Origin of the sequence: Halomonas sp. GXIMD04776 (assembly GCF_049808615.1) — a bacterium.
Taxonomy (GTDB): Bacteria; Pseudomonadota; Gammaproteobacteria; order Pseudomonadales; family Halomonadaceae; genus Modicisalibacter.
In genome coordinates, this window is the sequence record NZ_JBNCAN010000035.1 from 1 (window position 1) to 18,197 (window position 18,197).

The window sequence follows — 18,197 nt, forward strand, 5'->3', positions numbered from 1 at the left end:
CGTTCTGAAACCAAAGAACTGATCAAAAAACCATCAAATTAGAGGCTTGGGCGCGGCAACGGCCCGCGCCCTCGGAATCTGGGCGCTGCTGACCAGCCCGGTGCAATATCCGGGCTAGGCCCGTGTCTACAATGCGCCCTTTACGTGATAATTGCGTTGAATTGTCATCGGCTTCGCCATCTATAGTGAGTTGAGAAAGATTTCAAAAATAAAAACTTAGGCTGGTGCGGGTGCGACTGGGTTGATGCGGGCGCAACCCTGGCTCGCTTGAAAAAAAAGACAACAACAAACCGGTGGGCAAGGGAATTGAAGATGATCTTCAAGTGGTTCAACAAGCTCATAGATGTTTCCGCGGAAGTACTCGGGGTCGTCGGCTCGCTCCTGGTTCTCTACTGCATGTTCTTCGGCGTCGCGGATGTCTTCATGCGCTATGTGCTCAATTCGGCCTCGCAATGGATCAGTGTCACGATGCAGGCTGCCATGGTCTTGATCGCCTGTGCCGGCGGCATCTACTCACTGAAGCATGGCGCTTTCATCAAGCTCGACATATTTTATGCCCGCTGGTCGAAACGCAAGAGAGCATTCTTCGATATCGTCACCAGCGTCTACACCTTCCTCTTTCTAGGCGTCTTGATTTGGAAAGGCATCCAGGCAGCCAAACTGTCCGTCATGCTCAATCAGGTAACGCCGACGGCAATCCCCATTCCCATCTATCCGATAAAAATCATCATCCCTATTGCTGCCGCTTTTGTGCTTTTGATGGTCGTCAAGCACTTCGTCACCGATCTTAGAACACTCTTTGGAAACGAAGTGAAAGACTCTTCCGACGCTGCAAATAACTAAAGGGCTGAATCTCATCACGAGTGATCCCTGGAAGAAACAGGAGCAATCAAATGGTAAACAACAAAAAACTGCTATTCACCACCTCCATCTTGGGGGCTGGCATCCTGGCGCTCTCTGCCTCCCTGGCCCAGGCGCAGGACTCAGGTCCCCCGGACGAGGTAACCAACTGGGTCTTCCAACCCGCCTTCGATACCTCGGACGCTGGCTGGGATAACGGTGTCATCCCATGGGTAAAGGCCGTGGAGGAAGCCACCCAAGGCACAGTGAAGATCAAGGTCGAACCTGCCGGCGCGCTGACCAGCGGCGATGAAGCTTTTGGAGCCGCCGCGGCAGGCATGACGGATGGCTATGCGGGCTGGGCGACGGTCTATGGGGGTCAGATGCCCGAGGGAATGCTGGCGTTTGGACTGCCCATGGGAGCAAGCAGCACCGAAGAGGCTTGGGAGTTGATGTGGGGCAATCCCGATTATCGTGTCGGTGATCTCGTTCAAGAAGCCGCTCGCGAACGTAATCTCTATTGGGCGGGGTGGTCGAATCAGGGCCCCAACGCCATGTTCACCAAATTCCCGGTCAGCGGTTTGAATGACTTCAAGGGCAAGAAGATGCGCGCCGGTGGTCCTCAGGCGCTCTTCCATCAGGCGCTGGGCGGCGTTCCCGTCTCCATGGGGGCGGGCGATATCTATACGGCAATCAAGCTCGGCACCGTTGAAGGCACCTACTGGGATACCGGCGGCATCGATGACATGTCCTTCCACGAAGTGGTCGACTATGCCGTCATGCCAGGCTGGAATCCCGCCCAGCACCAGGAAATTTTCGTCAACCTGGAATCCTGGAATGCGCTGACGCAGTGGCAGCGAGACCAGATCGACGGCATATTCAAATCGACCTATTTCGAAACCAGTGAGATGCATGCCGCCCAGGTCGACGAAGCGCTCAAGATACTCGAGGAAAGCGGCGGTGAAGTCGTTCAACTATCTGAAGAGCAGGTCGAGGAAATGCGCGACCTATCGATCGAAAAGGTGTGGCCGCAAATCTCGGAGCTGTCCGAGCGCAATGCCAAAGGGGTCGAACTCTACAAAAAGTACCTGAAAGAAAAAGGAAAAATCGAATAGGCAAACCCAGGGTGCTTGCGTCTTCTCAAGGATCAACAATAGGCAGGCACCCTGTAACTATCCAGGCGAAATGACCTGACAGGACAGAAACGAAAACCGACATAAAGAACGCGTACTTGGCCAGAAAAACAAGCACAAGAAAATCAATCCTATTTTATTTTTCCAAGGACACACCATGAGCCTGGAAATCATCACCGCGTTATACTTCCTGTGTCTATTCGTCTCGCTATTCCTGGGTCTCCCGGTCGCCTTCGGCCTGGGAGGTACCGCCGTCATCTTCGCGCTGTTCTTCGAGCCTCGCGCACTGTTGGCAGTGCCCAGCGCCTTCTACTCGACGCCCTGGAACTCCATTCTGGTCACCATTCCACTCTTTCTCTTCATGGGGAGTCTCATACGCTATTCGGGGATCGCCACAGCCGCTTATGATGCCGTCTACAAACTGATCGGGCATGTTCCGGGTGGGTTGGCCATCGGTACGGTACAGGTCAGCACGATCTTTGCAGCCGTTACCGGCATTACGCCTCCAGCAACCATTGCCATGGGTCAGATCGCCTATCCATCGATGATGAAGTACCACTACGACCGCAAGATCGCAATCGGATCCATCTGCGCGGGCGGCGCACTGGGGGCATTGATTCCTCCCAGTGTCCCCTTCATCTTCTACGGCCTGCTGGCGAATGCGTCCATCGGCAAGCTGTTCATGGCGGGTCTTTTACCCGGGCTGATGCTAGCGACCTTTTATTCGATCTATATCGGTGTGCGCTGTAAGCTGCAACCTCACATCGGGCCGGCGTTGCCAAAGGAAATAAGGTTCTCACGTCGGGAAAAACTGGCATCCCTGCTGGATATATGGCCTTTCGCGGTGTTGATTGTCGTTGTACTCGGTGCCATCTGGGGGGGGATAACGACTCCAGCGGAGGCCGCCGCCCTGGGCGCCACCGGAGCGCTAGTGATCACCATTATCAATCGACAGCTGAGCTGGGAGGTGCTGAAGGATTCGTTGTCGACCACCCTGAAGCTTACCGGCATGGGGCTGTGGATTCTTATCGGTGCCAACATTTTCCTGAACATCTTCAACTCCCTGGGGAGTCAGGATCTGATCACCGCCGCCGTGTTGGCCATGCCGGGTGGCACCATGGGCGTTCTTCTGCTGATGATGCTGATCATCCTCGTGCTGGGCATGGTCATGGACGATTGGGCGATCATCATGCTGTGTACCCCGCTGTTCATTCCCATCGTCGAGGCCTTGGAAGTCGACAAGATATGGTTCGGCGTACTATTTATCGTCAACATTCAGATTGCCTACCTGACACCGCCTTTCGGCTTCGTGCTGTTCTGGATAAAGAGCATATTGCCTAGCGACGTCAACATGGGGAATGTCTATCAATCGGTATGGCCATTCGTCATGCTGCAGCTGCTCGGCTTGACGCTGGTCTTCTTGTTTCCACAGATTGCGCTGTGGTTGCCCGACTGGGTGGATAATTAGGTGCCGCATCAAAGGATGGTCGCGAGCAGCGCTCGCGACCATCCCTTCCCGTAGGAAAGTAGGAAAACGCGGGCGACATCAGGACATCAGGGAACGTTGCTCACCCGCACTTCGACCAGCCGCAGCCTGCATAGCAGGTCGGGCAACCGTCCATCATGATCAACTCGCCACGGCATTCCGGGCAGTGACCCACCACTGCTGCGCCAGCCCCGTTTTCCAGTGCCGAATCGTTGTTTTCCTCGGGCGCCGACGGCTGCCAGGGGTGGCCATGAACCAGACGTTGAGCGTAGCGCTGGGCCAGTTCGTTCACCGGCACCTGTATACCATCGGCGTCGACGAACCCGCGACGGTAAAGGATCTGCTGGATTGACCAGGCAATCGCCGCCACCTCGGAATCGTGAAACATGGGCTTGTTCCAGCGGTTCATGCCGCAACGCACCAACCCCTTGTCCCAAGCTACCTTACGCAGGTCCGCCAGGGCCTGGGTGACATAGCCGCCCCGGGCAGCCAGCGACAGGCTGCGCATGGTGGCGGTGATCCACTGGTGCTCGCTGGAAAGCTGACCGGAGGGGAAGAAGAACTCCACCGGCCGTTCGATGACCACTTGCTTGCCATTGAGTACCCCTTCCACCGGCATGAAGGCCACCAGTACATAGACCTTCTTGCGACCCTCGGCGCCGACGTAGGAGATCTTCTCTGAGACCGCTTCCAGGGTGCCCTCGGGGCGCGAGGGAATCCGCACCGTCAAAGGGTCTTCTTCGATCAATGGCAATTCGGGTTGGCGTTGCTTGACGCGATAGCCTACGATTTTGGAATTGATTTCAACGGCCATCACAAGGCTCCTCTGCAAACGGGGTTCTTGACACGAATCTCAGTACTTTCACCACTTGCCATAGGTGCCTTCCTTCAACGCGTCGTAAAGATTCGCGGCGTTGTGTTCCTCGCCGTCGTAGACCACCTTCTCGTCACCCTTGAACTCCAACGTCTCGCCGTTTTCCAGTTCGAACACGTAGGTGGTGTTCTTCAGATCGTCCTCGCGCACCAGCACGCCCTGAAAGGCTTCCGGGTTGAAACGGAAGGTGGTACAGCCCTTGAGCTTGCTGGCGTAGGCGTCGAGATAGAGATCCTTGAACGCCTCATAAGGAAAATCCGTGGGCACGTTGACCGTCTTGGAGATCGCCGAATCGATCCAGGCCTGGGCCGCCGCCTGTACCGCCACGTGCTGCCGCGGAGTGACCGCATCCGCGGTGATGAAATAGTCGGGAAGATCGCTCTCGACAGCCTCCGGCGCCACAAAATGGCGATAGGCGGCCAGCTCGAAAGAGGCTACCTCGACCTGCTCCTTGGTCTTCTTGCCGGACTGGATGATGTTGCGATAGTAGCGATGGGAGAACGACGGTTCGATGCCGTTGGAGGCATTGTTACCCAGCGACAGACTGATGGTGCCGGTCGGGGCGATCGACGAATGGTGGGTGAAACGCGCACCGTGCTCGGCCAGGGCCGCCACCAGCTCGGGTTCGACCTCGGCGATCTTCTGCATGTAGTGGCTGTAGCGCGCATGCAGGATACGCCCGGGTACCTTGTCGCCGATCTCGTAACCGTCTTTTGCCAACTGCGGGCGCTCACGCATCATCTTGGCCGTGATCTCGATCTCATCGGCAAGAATCGGCGCCATGCCCTTCTCCTTGGAGAGCTCCAGCGCCACCTTCCAGCCTTCGATGGCAAGCGTCTTGCTCACCTCGTCGGTGAAGGCCAGCGACTCTTCCGAGCCGTAATGCAGCTTGAGCATGGTCAGGGTCGAGCCCAGACCGAGAAAGCCCATGCCATGGCGGCGCTTGGCCTCGATCTCGCGCTGCTGCCCCGGGAGCGGTAAACCGGCGATTTCCACCACGTTATCGAGCATGCGGGTGAAGATGGCCACCACCTTGCGATAGCGCTCCCAGTCGAAGCGCGGATTGTCGCCGAAGGGCTCGATCACGAAACGGGTCAGATTGACCGAACCCAGCAGGCATGCGCCTTCCGGCGGAAGTGGTTGCTCACCACAATTGTGCGCATGAAAACCGTTGGCATCAAACGTATTAATCCCTGGCACCTGGACGTCATACACGTCTTCACTGCCCGCCGACTCGAGCCCCACGACTCTCGCAACAAAACGTTCTCGGTTCAGACGCCGACGATAACGGCCCAGCAAGTTCTCCAGTCTGGCCTGTTTCTCGCAGTCGCCAAAGCCGACATTCATGGCAAAACGTTCGAGATTCTCGCCAGTGATGACCAACTCATGTTGTGCTACGGTCGCATAGTCACGATGCCCGCCGCAGCCATCCGGTAGCCGCCGACGCGACGCAGGGCGCCGATCACGGTAAATGCAGGACGCGATACCCAGTCGATGCAGCATCCGCTGCACGGCCTCGAGACGTGACAGATCCGACTGAGCCAAGCGAACGCTACTCCCCTTGACCTGACTGCCCTGCACCGAGCCATCAGCATCGAAGAAACCGCGCAGGAAGCCCCGATAGGCGTCGGAAGAGGCTTGCTCCAGGCTTGCGGTAATGGCCTTGTTGCCAGGCTGCATTCCCATATCCAGCGCTAGTTCGCGTAGCGCCGACGTCGCCAGACGATATTCGTTACGACCTGTTATCTTCTGCCAACCAGAGAAGTCGGCACGATGCGGTAGAGCGCGGGCCGCATTTTCCGCTAACGCCATGATTGAGCGCACCCCTGCACTGATGGCATTGCCGCTTTCGCCATTGGCGACCGCTGCCACGGACCAGACCGAGAGAATCGCCTTGTCGCTCTTGAGCGTGCCATCACCAATCAGCAATCCAAGCAGATAGCCTTGATCCTCGCTCAGCGCTCCGGGCCATTCTGCATGAGTCCGATGGTCGTTGAGCAGAACCCGGTCTCCCTCACGTAACTCGCTGGTAGCACACCATTGGGTATCGGTACGGTAGCGAGTGAAAGACGAGACACGGCGCACCCGGTGGTCGCTCGTCAGCTTGAGACTGTATCCTTCCGCGGTACGAAGCTTGACTACCGGCTTTTGGGCGGTACGAAAGAACCCTTCCGATCCGCTTTGATGGGCCACACCGTCGATAATGGCCTCAAAGGGACGTCCGACCAATTGGCTTACCTGTCTGGGCCCTTCAGAGGTCTGAACCCATGTATCCGCCGTCACACACGGGTTGGTCGCGCGGATCTCCTCGCAGAACCAGTTGTTGTTCATGCGGTTGACCTGATCGATCAGGATGAAGCCCGGTTCGGCGAAGTCGTAGGTGGAGGACATGATGGTGTCCCACAGCTCTCGAGCCTTGATCACCTCGACGATACGACACGCCACACGGCCCTCGTCATCGATGCTGTAGCCCTCCTCGATCACCGGCCAGTCGCGGTAAATGACATCTTCGGGCTTGATGTCATCCTTCTCGCCGGGATGTAGCGGGAAGGCCAGAGGCCAGTCGGCATCCTGCTTGACCGCCTCGATGAACTCGTCAGTGATCAACAGGCTCAGGTTGAACTGGCGCAGGCGTCCAGGCTCACGCTTGGCCTCGATGAACTCCTTGACGTCCGGATGACCGACATCGAAGGTCGCCATCTGGGCACCGCGACGGCCACCGGCGGAGGCCACCGTGAAACACATCTTGTCGTGAACGTCCATGAATGCCAGCGGGCCATTGGTACCGGCGCCGGCACCGAATACAAAAGCACCTTTATGACGCAACGTGGAAAACTCATAGCCGATGCCGCAGCCGGCCTTGAGCGTCATTCCCGCATCCACCACCGAATCAAGAATGTCGTGCATGCTATCGCGGATAGCGCGCGATACCGTGCAATTGATCAGACTCACCGCCGGCTTGTGGTCCTCAGCGCCGGCGTTGGACATGATGCGTCCCGCCGGAATGGCGCCGTTTTCCAAGGCCCAACGAAACTTCCCCAACCACTCATCGGCCTTGTCACCTTCGACCGTCGCCAGTGCGCGCGCCACACGCTCGTAGGTCGCCCGGATATCCTTGTCGACAGGTCGTTGATGGCGATCCTTGAGTCGGTATTTGGAATCCCAGATATCGCGGGAAGGTGCCTGCAGCGGCACCTCGTTGGATGTCTTGACGGCCTTGGCGGAAGTGCTCATTAAGGTCTCCAGAAAAATTCTAATGTCGATTTGATCAGTGCTTACGGACGAAGGTTTCAAGGTGGTTCAACAACGCGCCCAGGCGCCCCTGGGCCAGGCCCTCTTCTTGGCCATCAAGCAGGTTCTTGAGTGTCAGACCCAATTCGGTATCGCCTTCTATCAGCAGGCGACGCTGGAAAAACAGGCTATCCGGGTCCTCGCGCCGAGTAGCCAGGCACAAGAACTCCCGCCAGCCACCTCGAATGACCGCTTCACCGGGCTCGTCCAGCAACATCAGGCGCTGATTCTCGAGCCCCAGGGTCAATGATACGCCCAGATCGCTGATGCGCAGAGTGATGCGACGACCTTCGAGGGCATCGAACTCGCCTTCCGCCAAGGGTTCGGCAAAGCTATGGTTGAGCACGGGCTCCACGATGCGTCGCTTGATCGCCAGAGGTAGCCTCGGATCAATCACACTGATGAGGCGAACCGGGGCTGGCGGGCGCGGCAAGGCGAAAAACGGCATGGCAATGACTCCATTAATGACAATATCCAGAGCGCTGAATGGGGGGCAATGCTAAGCCCAGCCCACATCCCCGATCATGATCCGTATCAAGAAAAGGTCATTTGGCAAGGATACGCCAAAACACCACATATGGTTTAACAACACTAAAATAACACAATATAGGCCATACAAAACCTCGTGTCAGTATCAATAAAGGGTCCAATTCTTGCCTTTGATGGCGGTGGAAAAAGCCTCACAACGATTGCCGTCATTCATTCCAGCCATTAAGATGTGTAATATATGCATCTTAAAAGTCGGGAGATGAGCCATGACTTTCGTCGTCACCGAAAACTGCATCAAGTGCAAGTACACCGACTGCGTTGAAGTCTGTCCCGTGGACTGCTTCTATGAAGGTCCCAACTTCCTGGTGATTCATCCGGACGAGTGCATCGACTGCGCCCTGTGCGAGCCGGAATGTCCGGCGGAGGCCATCTTCGCCGAGGACGAGCTGCCAGCCTCGCAACGTCATTTCATCGAACTCAACGCCGAGTTGGCTGAGCAATGGCCGGTCATCACAGAGAAGCAGGATCCCCCGGAGGATGCCGAGCAATGGGATGGCGTAGCGAACAAGCTTCCCTACCTCGAACGCTAGCGCTGCGGAAAGCCTTCCACTCGCCGGTCTTGCGAATCAAGTCCAGGGTAATCCCATGCACGCCAAGGTAATGACCATGCCAACTCATATCGACGACGACCAAGACTTTTCCTCGCGCAAGGCCAATTCTCCTGGCCGCGGCGCTGCCATTCTAATTTATGCCCTTTACCTGGGCAGCGTCATGGCAGTGGTCACGGCACCGCTCGGCGTAGCGATTGCTCACTTCAAACGGGGGCGTAGCGCCGAGTGGGTCGATACCCATTTCCGCTTTCAGATTCGCACCTTCTGGTTGGGTGTCGTGGCAGGCGGTATTGGACTGCTGCTGTGGAACTTGCTGGGCTATCTCGATGCTGCTCCCGGCATCGCCTGGGGGCTTGGCTACCTGTTCTTCACAGCCTGTCTGATATGGATGGTGGCTCGCTGCGGCGTAGGGATTCATCGCCTGATGGCCAATCGTCCCATCGATAACCCACGCAGCCTGGCTTTCGGTGGCGCCTCAGTGAGTTTCCATGACTGAATCACACACGTCGTCTTCACCGAATAAAGCCCTGCAGGGCGATGCTATCGATACCGATAGTGACTGGGGCCCGCTTTCCGCCCTGCCCGGCAACCCCTTGATGTGGGTGCTGATCCTGAGCGAGATGCTGGTGTTTGCCGCAGCCTTCGGCCTCTACGCCTGGATGCGCGCCGCCGAGCAGCCGCTTTTCGATGCCTCCCAGCAACAGCTCGATCCGATCATAGGCGGTCTGAATACCATGGTACTGCTGACCAGCGGGCTGTTTGCGGCGCTGGCAGTGAATGCTGTAGCGCGAGGTCAAATACGCAACAGCCGGCGTTGGCTGCTGGGGACCATGGCCCTGGGCGCAGTATTCTGTGGAATCAAGGTCATCGAATACATCGACAAGTTCGGTGCCGGCCTGACCCCGGACACCAACACTTTCTTTGCCTTCTACTATCTATTGACTGGCTTTCATTTCGCCCACGTGCTGTTTGGTCTGGGGGTGCTCGCCCTGGTGACCTGGCGCACCACCCTTGCCAATGTGGAGACCGCCACGGCCTTCTGGCATATGGTCGATCTGATCTGGATTCTGCTCTACCCACTGATCTATCTATTACGGTAGTTATCAAGATAGATAGGCTATTGAGATGGACATGACGACGACACATCCCACCACCCGCCGCCTGGTGCTGACCTGGTTGATTTTGATGGGGCTGACACTGGTATCGATGATCTCCGCCCAGCTCGATGCCGACGACCAGTGGCTAGCACTTCCGTTGTGGTCCGCGCTGCTGGTCTTGATCAGCACCGGCTTCAAGGCGCATCAGGTATTGATGATCTATCTCAATCTGCGCGTCTCAACGCCAGGCTGGAAAGGGGCCTTCATCGGGCTGGCCATCGTCATCCTGGGGCTGATCCTCTCCGGCTATCTGGCGGCACGCGCCAATCTTCTCGGCTGATCGTTCTTGGCTAATCAGGGCTGCCGACGCCGTTTCGGGTCGGCGCGCACCCATTCGTCCAATCGCCGCGCCACGACCATCAGCCCATAGACGATAAAGGGAGCGGGGAAGATCATCGCGACACCCCAATCCTTCGTATTGATGATCCAGGCCACCGGAATCACTACCGCCAGGAAGATCACCGCCCCTAGCAGTATCGCGATCACAGCGCGTGCAGTCATGAACGATTCGCTCCTTATCCAGCAATGATCTGACGGTAGATTCCTGGCAATGCCAGGGAAAGATGCTCTGGGCGCTGCACGATGGCGTAGCCACCGCGGCTAAACAGGTGCGGAATATACTGCCGCGCCTCCTGATCAATGGTCACACCGAACACCTTTATTTCCTGCTGGCGCGCATCGAGAATCGCTCGACGGGTATCCTCGATGCCATAACGCCCTTCGTAATAGTCGGTGTCGTTAGGCTTGCCATCGGTGAGCACCAGCAGCAGGCGATGTCGATTGGGGCGCTGGATCAGCTCATGGGTGAGATGACGAATGGCCGGCCCCATGCGGGTGTAGCGTCCGGGCTTGAGTGCCGCGATGCGCCGATCGACCCGCTCGTTCATCGGCTCATCGAAGGTCTTGAGGGTGTTGACCCACACCTTCTGACGGCGATGGGAGGTAAAGCAGTGAATTGAGTAGTCGTCGCCGCATCCCGACAAGCCATGGCCGAGCACCAGCAGCGCTTCCTTTTCCACATCCAGCACCCGTCTATCTTCCAACCAGGCATCCGTGGACAGAGATACATCCACCAGAATCGACACGGCCAGGTCCCGAGCCTGCTGACGAGTGGCTAGATACAGGCGATCGCTGGTTTCGCCGGTGGCGGCCAGGTCGCAATGGGCGCGAATCGCCGCATCCATGTCCAGCTCAGAGCCGTCAATTTGACCGCGCAACGTCTCACGGCGCGGCCGCAGCGCTTCGAACTCCCGACGCACTCGACGAATGCGCCGCCGAGTCGTATCGTCCGGCATCCAGTCCTCGCCCTCTTCGCTCTGCAGGTCCGTCAGCACCGCGCAGTGATCCGGCAGATAGATCTGCTTGCGATGATTCCATTCGGGGTAAAGATGCTTGCCGCGCAGTCGTTCGCCGCTGATCGCCTCCGGTGCCAGGTCCAGATCGATCTTGAGCTGAGAGGCGGCACGTTGCTGGTGCGGGCTTAGGGTGATCTCCTCCATCTGTTCCGCGGTGCTCTTGGCATTCTTGTCCTCTTCGTCATCCACCATGCGGTTGAGATTGATCATCTCGGAAAAGGACAGCATCTTCTCGAAGCGATTGAAGATCAGCGAATCCTTGCGTTCACTCTGATCCTGACGTCGGCGCTCGGCTTTGCGCTTGCCCTGGGTGACCGCCTGGGCCTGCTGATCGCCCGGCTCTTCATCATCTCCCAGAGGACGGGTTTCACCTTGGGCGCCTAACGCTACCACTTGAGCCCATAGCGGTACGGGAAGCGGTGGACGATAGCCCCGCGGCGCCTGAAAGGCATCCAGGGAGGCGTCGGGATCGTGAATTGCCGCCTCGAGTTCGGCTGCCTCACCGCTCAACCCTCGAGGATCCCCCAGCAGGCGCAGGATCACGGCCTCGACGGCGGCTTCGGTCGCCGGCAGACGACGCCGGGGACGAACAGCCAGCAGCGCCTGGCAGAGCCGGGCATGGCGCCCGCTGAGCCCTGGGAAATGAGCGAGTGCCGCGTGACTCGCCCGCAGAGCCTCACGCAGCCAGGCGATGTCCTGGCGCAGCGGGTCGTCATGATGTGGAACGCGACGTGCCTGCGCCAGGAAGGTCGCCAGCCAGAAGTAAAGGTCCCGGTTAAGCGTCGCATCGGCAAACAGATCGAGGGTGGGAGGCAGCAGCAGGTTTTCCTCGTCGCGCCGCGCGACATCGAGGGTTTCTTCGTCGAAACCCAGGCGTTGGCGCAGACTCAAGCGATGTGTCGAGTTGCGCGCAGCGATGGCCGACACCTCGACTCCCGCCTCGCCGCCGCTGGCGCGAAAAAACACACCCAGCACGGTGCGTAGATCCTCGAGACGAACCGCCGCCTCGGGATGATGCGGGTAACTGGTGGCATTGGACGCCCAGCGGTGCCAGTGGCGTCCGACGAACTCCTCCACTTCAAGAAAATCCAGCTTGCTCATCGACTCATGTCCCTCAAAACGCGTTTAGAGAGAAAGTTTTGATTCATGTCGCGAGCGATGAGAGGCTGATCGCCGCCGGAACGCAGTAGCCGGAGTTTACGTGTCGGTAAATGAGGATTACGAGTACCGCCGGCGGTCAGGATATCGAGCGCAGCAATGAATCAGGCTTTCTCAACCAAAAGTGGCGCGAATAGCCTCCATCAATCCTTCTTGCACATCATCGTCATCGGAAAGCGGCTCCACCAGGGTCGCTCGGGCCGCCTGCATGATGGGCATGCCGGCGACGATCAGAGTGGCGCAGTAGATCAGCAGACGCGTCGATACACCCTCCTCCAGATCCTGGCCTTTCATGTCACGCAATCGCGCCGCCAGATTGACCAGAGCGCTGCATCTATCCGCGGACAGACCGCTTTCCCGGGCGACGATATCGCGCTCCACCGCCGGCGGGGGGAAACCGAAGGTCTGGGCCACGAAACGCTGTCGAGTGCTGGGCTTGAGCGACTTCAGGATGTGCTGATAGCCCGGGTTGTAGGAAACCACCAGCATGAAACCCTCTGGTGCTTCGAGCAGCTCGCCGGTGCGCTCCAGCGGTAGCAAACGACGGTCGTCGGTCAACGGATGCAGTACCACGGTGACATCCTTGCGCGCCTCCACCACCTCGTCTAGATAGCAGATACCACCTTCGCGCACGGCGCGGGTCAGAGGACCGTCGACCCATCGAGTCTCGCCGCCCTGCAGCAGATAGCGTCCGGTCAGGTCGGCGGCGGTCAAGTCATCATGACAGGAGACGGTAAACAACGGCTTGCCCAGTCGCGCCGCCATATGGCTGACAAAGCGGGTCTTACCACAGCCGGTGGGGCCTTTGAGCAACAAGGGCAAGTGCTGGCGATAGGCATGCTCAAACAGTTCGCACTCGTTACCGACCGGTTGGTAAAAAGGAAGCTCACGATCAGCCTCGAGGGGCCGGGCGGATGAGGATGACATAAAGACACTCCAAGGAAGGATCAATATCCCGCGACCTCATTGAGGTCGCGGGTTACTACGTGGCGCGGCAAGTCAGAAGCGACTCAGTAGGCGCCGGATGTCATTTGTGTACCACCGGCCGGCACCTGCTCCCGGGCCGGGCCGAAGATGGCGTAGAAGAACAGCACTGCGGCAACGGCCACCGCCACACCGGCGCCCAGGCGCATGATGTAGAACAGTACAAGCTGGTCCTGGACTTCCATGTAGTTCATGCCCAGCACTCGCTGCAGATGGGTTTGCACCACACCGGCAAAGGTCAGGGTAAAGGTCATGAAACACATGGCGGAGGTCATGATCCAGAAGCTCCACATGTTCATGATCTGATTGTACGGCTGCACACGACGCAGCTGCGGCATGGCATAGGTAATGACCGCCAGTACCATCATCACGTAGGCACCATAGAACGCCAAGTGGCCGTGAGCGGCGGTAACCTGAGTACCGTGGCTATAGTAGTTGACGAAGGACAGGGTATGCATGAAGCCCCACACGCCCGCACCAAAGAACGCCGTGGCAGCACTGCCCAAGGTCCACAGCATGGCACTCTTGTTGGGATGATTGCGCCGCCCCTTCCAGAACATGCTGAAGGCAAACATCACCATGACAAAGAATGGCAATACCTCGAGAGTGGAGAAGATGCTACCGATGGGCTGCCAGTAGCCAGGCGCGCCGATCCAGTAGTAATGGTGACCGGTACCCAGCAGGCCGGAGAACAGCGCCAGGCCAATGATCACATACAGCCATTTTTCGATGACTTCGCGATCCACACCGGTCATCTTGATCAGCAGGTAGGCCAGCAGGGAGGCCATGATCAGTTCCCATACACCCTCTACCCAGATGTGCACGATCCACCACCAGTAGAGCTTGTCCAGCGCCAAATTGGATGGATTGAAGAAAGCAAACAACCAGAATACCGCTGCCAACCACAAACCCAGCATCAGGATCATGTTGACGGCGGTCCTGCGGCCCTTGAGCAAGGTCATGCTGGTGTTGTAGAGGAACATCAGGAAGGAGATGGTAATCAGCACCTTGACCCAGAACGGCTGTTCGAGGAATTCGCGTCCCTCATGGATACCAAGCTGGTAGCTGACTAGAGCTCCAGCGCCGGCGATGGCGAAGATACCCAGCTGAATGTAGGCAATCATCGGGCTATGAATTTCTCGCTCTGCCTCCTCCGGCATCAGGAAGTAGGTACAGCCCATGAAGCCGATCAGCAGCCAGACGATCAATAGGTTGGTATGACTCATGCGGATGATGTTGAAGGGCATGAATTCTGCCCAGAATTCCGGCACTACATAAACAGTGGCGGCCAGCAATCCAAAAACGACCTGCAAGGCGAATAGTGCCATGGCGATCGCGAAGAACGGATAGGCCACCCGTTGTGTTTCATATTTCATCGGTTCGATGCTCCTGTGTTCTTGAACCCTTGCCTTTTCTTAAACCCCTTCGGGCGCGCGATCGATCAGCCCGCTTTGGTGGGCGGCCAGTCCTGGGTGTTGATGGAATCGGTCCACTTGAAGAAGTCGACCAGGGCATCCAACTCTTCGTCACTCAAGTTGAACTGCGGCATTTGACGGCGCCCTGGCACATTGAGCGGCTGCGCCTGCATCCAGGCCTTCAGGCCCGCGCGTGCCGCTTCGGGATTTTCGCGACCGCCGTAACGATCCCAGACGTTGCCAAGCTCCGGCGCGAAGTAGGCACCTTCACCGATCAGGCTGTGGCAGTTGATGCAACTGTTCTCCTCCCACACCTCCTTGCCATGCTTCACCGAGGCGGTCAGCGTCGACTCATCAGTCGATGACGTTTTCATATACCAGTGGCTGTGGGCCGTCAGTGCAGCGAACAGCAAGAAGAAAAACAGCGACCCGCCGAAGAAGATATTGCGTGCCGCCGATTTGGTAAGACCATCGGCCATGTGGTTCCCCCCCTCTTTTTCGTTTTGCGGTGTTGTAGACCGGGCCTTTCATGAGCAGGATCCGACACACCTTTAACATGCATTGAAAATGCGTCTTAAAGATTATCCCACACCCTTACCACGGTCAATTGCCAAGATAGTATCTCGCCTTGGTCGACATTGTTGAATCCATCTTTTCGAGCACAAGATGACTTCCATCAATTTACATGCATCTAAAGTGCGGGCATCATCCGTTTTGACCGGCCCACTTCAGCCTAGCTCGAGCGGGTTTTCAAGAAGCATAAGAGGCATTTTGGAGTCTAGTTATGAGAATTCTAACCACCGTAGCATTAGTGAGCTGTGCGGCATTTGCTGTCACCGCCCAAGCCGCAGGCGACGCCGAAGCCGGCGCCGAGAAGATCACCACCTGCGTGGCCTGCCATGGCAAGGACGGCAAGGCAACAGCACCGATCTATCCCAACCTTGCGGGGCAATCCGCTCAGTATCTGGAGAGTTCTCTCAAGGCTTACCGTGAAGGACAGCGCGGCGGCGGCATGTCGATGATGATGACGCCGATGGCCAAGCAGCTTTCCGATGAAGACATCGCTGATCTTGCTGCCTATTACAGTCAACAAACACCCTGAAGCCAGTCGCTCCGGCTCTTTTCCAGGACCGGGGCACCTCCTGCTGCCAAAAACTCCATAGTTGATGTCGGTCAAGACTGTCTGATCGCCAAGCTGCCACACTAAACATTCATAAAACTTACCTCTATTGGCAAATTTTATCGCCTCCGGCAAACAAGGCCTGGCCCATGACGCTGATACCTTCCATTTTTCGATTTCTATCCATGCTGGTGGTCGTGTCGTGCCTGACTCTTCCCGCCTTTGCCATCGAACTCGATCAGGTCAAGCAGGACTTTCCCGAAGCCAGCAGCCTTGAAGCGGCGGAAAGCGAACTTCCGGTTCAGGCGGTCATGAAGGGCGATGAAGTATTGGGCTACGTGTTCGAGACCGTGGATATCGCGCCAATCCCCGCCTACTCGGGCAAGCCGGTCAATCTACTGGTAGGCATCGATCCCACAGGACAACTGACCTTGGCCAAGGTGCTCGATCACTCCGAGCCGATCATGCTGGTGGGGATTCCGGAAGAAAAGCTGCAGAACTTCGCTGCTGCTCATACCAATTTCAGCGTCAGCGACAACCCCAAGATCGGTACCAACCTTGACGCCATCTCCGGTGCCACGGTCACGGTAATCGTCGTCAACGACACCATCATGCGTGCCGCCCGTCAGGTCGCCGCCAGCCTGGGCATCATCGAGGATCCTTCCGCCCAGCCTGCCGCCACGGTCAAGCCAGACGTCTTCGAAGAGTCCGACTGGCAGACCCTGACCGGCGACGGCACCATCCGTCGTCTGCATCTGACTCATGGCCAGGTGGACGAAGCCTTCGTCGGCACAGCGGCGGAAGACTACCTCCGTGGACAGCCCGAACCCGCGGACAAGACCTTCATCAACCTCTACTACACCTATCTCAACGCCCCCATGGCAGGTCGCAACCTGCTCGGCGACGCCCGTTTTGAGTCGCTGATGGAGAGTCTAGAACCCGGTGAGCATGCCGTCGCGCTGATGGCCAACGGCGACTACTCTTTCAAGGGCTCCGGTTACGTGCGTGGAGGTATCTTCGATCGCATCGAACTGAGCCAGGACGGCCGCACCATCACCTTCCACGATCTGGACCATCAGCGCGTCGGCAGCTTTGCTCTCAGCGACATGCCGCGCATGACGGAAAAGGATATCTTCATCATCCGCGAGCAGGCCAGCTTCGATCCAGGCCGCCCCTGGCAACTGGACCTACTGGTGCGCCGCGCCTCTGGTCCGCTGGATACGGAGTTCACCCGCTTCAGCGCCGATTACAGCATCCCCGACGCCTATGTCGATCGCCCCGAACCGGTGGTGGAGCGGCCCATTTGGGTGCAGGTGTGGTACGACAAGGCGTTCCAGATCGGCGTGCTCGGCGCGGGATTATTGGTGCTGACCGCCGTCATGCTGTTCCAGGATGTGCTGGTGCGCTATCCGCGCATTCTCGAACCGCTGCGCATCGGCTTTCTGGTCTACACCCTGTTCTTTATCGGCTGGTATGCCCTGGCTCAGCTCTCGGTGGTCAACATCCTGACGTTCACCCATTCGCTGATGACCGACTTCAGTTGGACCTCATTCTTGATCGACCCGATGATGTTCATACTCTGGTCCTTCGTGGCAGTCAGCCTGCTGCTATGGGGACGTGGCGTCTACTGTGGCTGGCTGTGTCCCTTTGGCGCTCTGCAGGACCTGGTCAACAAGGCAGCCCGCAAGTTAGGCGTCAAGCAGATCGAGGTGCCCTTCGGCTTGCACGAGCGGCTGTGGGCCATCAAGTACATCATCCTTTTGGCACTGTTCGCCCTGTCGCTAAACTCCTTGGGAACCGCTGAACAATACGCGGAGGTGGAACCCTTCAAGACCGCCATTACCTTACGCTTCCAACGCGACTGGCCCTTCGTGCTCTATGCCCTGGGACTGGTGCTGGTGTCGGTGTTCAATCACAAGTTCTACTGCCGCTATGTCTGTCCTCTGGGTGCCGGCCTGGCGATTCCCTCCCGGCTGCGTCTATTCGACTGGCTCAAGCGCCATCGCGGCAGCTGCGGAACGCCGTGTCAGATCTGTGCTCAGGCGTGCGAGGTCGGGGCCATTCATCCGGATGGCCGCATCAACGCCAACGAGTGTCACTACTGTCTCGATTGCCAGGTGCTTTATTGGGACGACCAACGCTGTCCGCCGATGGTCAAGCGTCGCAAGCGCTATGAGAAAGCAGCGCGCGTCTCCGGTAACGCAGCCCAGCCTTTCGACCCCGCAGCGTCCGGTGCCGGCAACACCGCGCTGCAACGCATCCCCATCCACAATGAGGAATGAAG

At 57.9% G+C, this 18,197-nt stretch carries 17 protein-coding genes; 9 read left to right on the top strand and 8 right to left on the bottom strand.

Features of this window, described 5'->3' with window-relative positions:
* The first annotated feature begins 267 nt into the window (after window positions 1–267).
* The 3 genes from ACPF7Z_RS18295 to ACPF7Z_RS18305 all read left to right on the top strand — a co-directional run bounded on the left by ACPF7Z_RS18295 (window position 268) and on the right by ACPF7Z_RS18305 (window position 3,441).
* Window positions 268–843 carry a TRAP transporter small permease subunit gene (locus ACPF7Z_RS18295; RefSeq protein WP_425194678.1) on the top strand — a complete coding sequence of 192 codons (576 nt, stop codon included), beginning with the start codon at window positions 268–270 and terminating at the stop codon, window positions 841–843.
* Between the two features lie 50 nt (window positions 844–893).
* Window positions 894–1,955, top strand: coding sequence for a TRAP transporter substrate-binding protein DctP (gene dctP / locus ACPF7Z_RS18300; protein WP_425194679.1), 1,062 nt, complete (start codon window positions 894–896; stop codon window positions 1,953–1,955).
* A gap of 175 nt (window positions 1,956–2,130) precedes the next feature.
* On the top strand, window positions 2,131–3,441 hold the full coding sequence (locus ACPF7Z_RS18305) for a TRAP transporter large permease (RefSeq protein WP_425194680.1): 1,311 nt from the start codon (window positions 2,131–2,133) through the stop codon (window positions 3,439–3,441).
* Between the two features lie 100 nt (window positions 3,442–3,541).
* Here the strand turns inward: ACPF7Z_RS18305 and ACPF7Z_RS18310 are convergent, their stop codons facing one another.
* Genes ACPF7Z_RS18310 through ubiT form a run of 3 tightly spaced genes read right to left on the bottom strand, consistent with a single transcriptional unit; the run spans window position 3,542 to window position 8,072 of the window.
* Window positions 3,542–4,273, bottom strand: coding sequence for a ribonucleoside-diphosphate reductase (locus tag ACPF7Z_RS18310; RefSeq protein WP_425194681.1), 732 nt, complete (start codon window positions 4,271–4,273; stop codon window positions 3,542–3,544).
* 48 nt (window positions 4,274–4,321) lie between these two features.
* A complete protein-coding gene (locus tag ACPF7Z_RS18315; RefSeq protein WP_425194682.1) occupies window positions 4,322–7,567 on the bottom strand; it encodes an LAGLIDADG family homing endonuclease in 3,246 nt (1,081 codons plus the stop codon).
* 34 nt (window positions 7,568–7,601) lie between these two features.
* On the bottom strand, window positions 7,602–8,072 hold the full coding sequence (gene ubiT / locus ACPF7Z_RS18320) for a ubiquinone anaerobic biosynthesis accessory factor UbiT (RefSeq protein ID WP_425194683.1): 471 nt from the start codon (window positions 8,070–8,072) through the stop codon (window positions 7,602–7,604).
* 307 nt (window positions 8,073–8,379) lie between these two features.
* Here ubiT and fdxA point away from each other — a divergent pair, with 307 nt between their 5' ends.
* The 4 genes from fdxA to ACPF7Z_RS18340 are packed head-to-tail and all read left to right on the top strand — an operon-like array spanning window position 8,380 to window position 10,161.
* Window positions 8,380–8,703, top strand: coding sequence for a ferredoxin FdxA (gene fdxA / locus ACPF7Z_RS18325; protein WP_425194684.1), 324 nt, complete (start codon window positions 8,380–8,382; stop codon window positions 8,701–8,703).
* Window positions 8,704–8,758: 55 nt separating this feature from the next.
* Window positions 8,759–9,220, top strand: coding sequence for a DUF4870 family protein (locus ACPF7Z_RS18330; protein ID WP_425194685.1), 462 nt, complete (start codon window positions 8,759–8,761; stop codon window positions 9,218–9,220).
* Window positions 9,213–9,824, top strand: coding sequence for a cytochrome c oxidase subunit 3 family protein (locus tag ACPF7Z_RS18335; RefSeq protein ID WP_425194686.1), 612 nt, complete (start codon window positions 9,213–9,215; stop codon window positions 9,822–9,824). The genes ACPF7Z_RS18330 and ACPF7Z_RS18335 overlap by 8 nt, the downstream gene beginning before the upstream one ends.
* 31 nt (window positions 9,825–9,855) lie before the next feature.
* Window positions 9,856–10,161 (top strand): cytochrome C oxidase subunit IV family protein, encoded by a 306-nt coding sequence (locus tag ACPF7Z_RS18340; protein WP_425194687.1) that lies wholly within the window; start codon window positions 9,856–9,858, stop codon window positions 10,159–10,161.
* Window positions 10,162–10,175: 14 nt separating this feature from the next.
* Here the strand turns inward: ACPF7Z_RS18340 and ACPF7Z_RS18345 are convergent, their stop codons facing one another.
* The 5 genes from ACPF7Z_RS18345 to ACPF7Z_RS18365 all read right to left on the bottom strand — a co-directional run bounded on the left by ACPF7Z_RS18345 (window position 10,176) and on the right by ACPF7Z_RS18365 (window position 15,272).
* On the bottom strand, window positions 10,176–10,382 hold the full coding sequence (locus ACPF7Z_RS18345; protein ID WP_425194688.1) for a hypothetical protein: 207 nt from the start codon (window positions 10,380–10,382) through the stop codon (window positions 10,176–10,178).
* A gap of 14 nt (window positions 10,383–10,396) precedes the next feature.
* Entirely contained in the window at window positions 10,397–12,337 is a 1,941-nt protein-coding gene (locus ACPF7Z_RS18350; RefSeq protein ID WP_425194689.1) for a nitric oxide reductase activation protein NorD, read from the bottom strand.
* A gap of 171 nt (window positions 12,338–12,508) precedes the next feature.
* Entirely contained in the window at window positions 12,509–13,321 is an 813-nt protein-coding gene (locus tag ACPF7Z_RS18355) for a CbbQ/NirQ/NorQ/GpvN family protein (protein WP_425194690.1), read from the bottom strand.
* An 83-nt stretch (window positions 13,322–13,404) separates the two neighbouring features.
* On the bottom strand, window positions 13,405–14,754 hold the full coding sequence (locus tag ACPF7Z_RS18360; protein ID WP_425194691.1) for a cbb3-type cytochrome c oxidase subunit I: 1,350 nt from the start codon (window positions 14,752–14,754) through the stop codon (window positions 13,405–13,407).
* 65 nt (window positions 14,755–14,819) lie between these two features.
* The gene (locus tag ACPF7Z_RS18365) at window positions 14,820–15,272 is read right to left on the bottom strand and encodes a c-type cytochrome (RefSeq protein WP_425194692.1); all 453 of its coding nucleotides are present in this window, start codon (window positions 15,270–15,272) and stop codon (window positions 14,820–14,822) included.
* 305 nt (window positions 15,273–15,577) lie between these two features.
* On the opposite strand from ACPF7Z_RS18365, the gene ACPF7Z_RS18370 reads away from it, so the two are divergent.
* Together ACPF7Z_RS18370 and nosR are read left to right on the top strand one after the other, a co-directional pair.
* On the top strand, window positions 15,578–15,895 hold the full coding sequence (locus tag ACPF7Z_RS18370; protein ID WP_425194693.1) for a c-type cytochrome: 318 nt from the start codon (window positions 15,578–15,580) through the stop codon (window positions 15,893–15,895).
* Between the two features lie 167 nt (window positions 15,896–16,062).
* Complete coding sequence (nosR, locus tag ACPF7Z_RS18375; RefSeq protein WP_425194694.1) at window positions 16,063–18,195, top strand: transcriptional regulator NosR; 2,133 nt, start codon at window positions 16,063–16,065, stop codon at window positions 18,193–18,195.
* The last annotated feature ends 2 nt before the right edge of the window (window positions 18,196–18,197 follow it).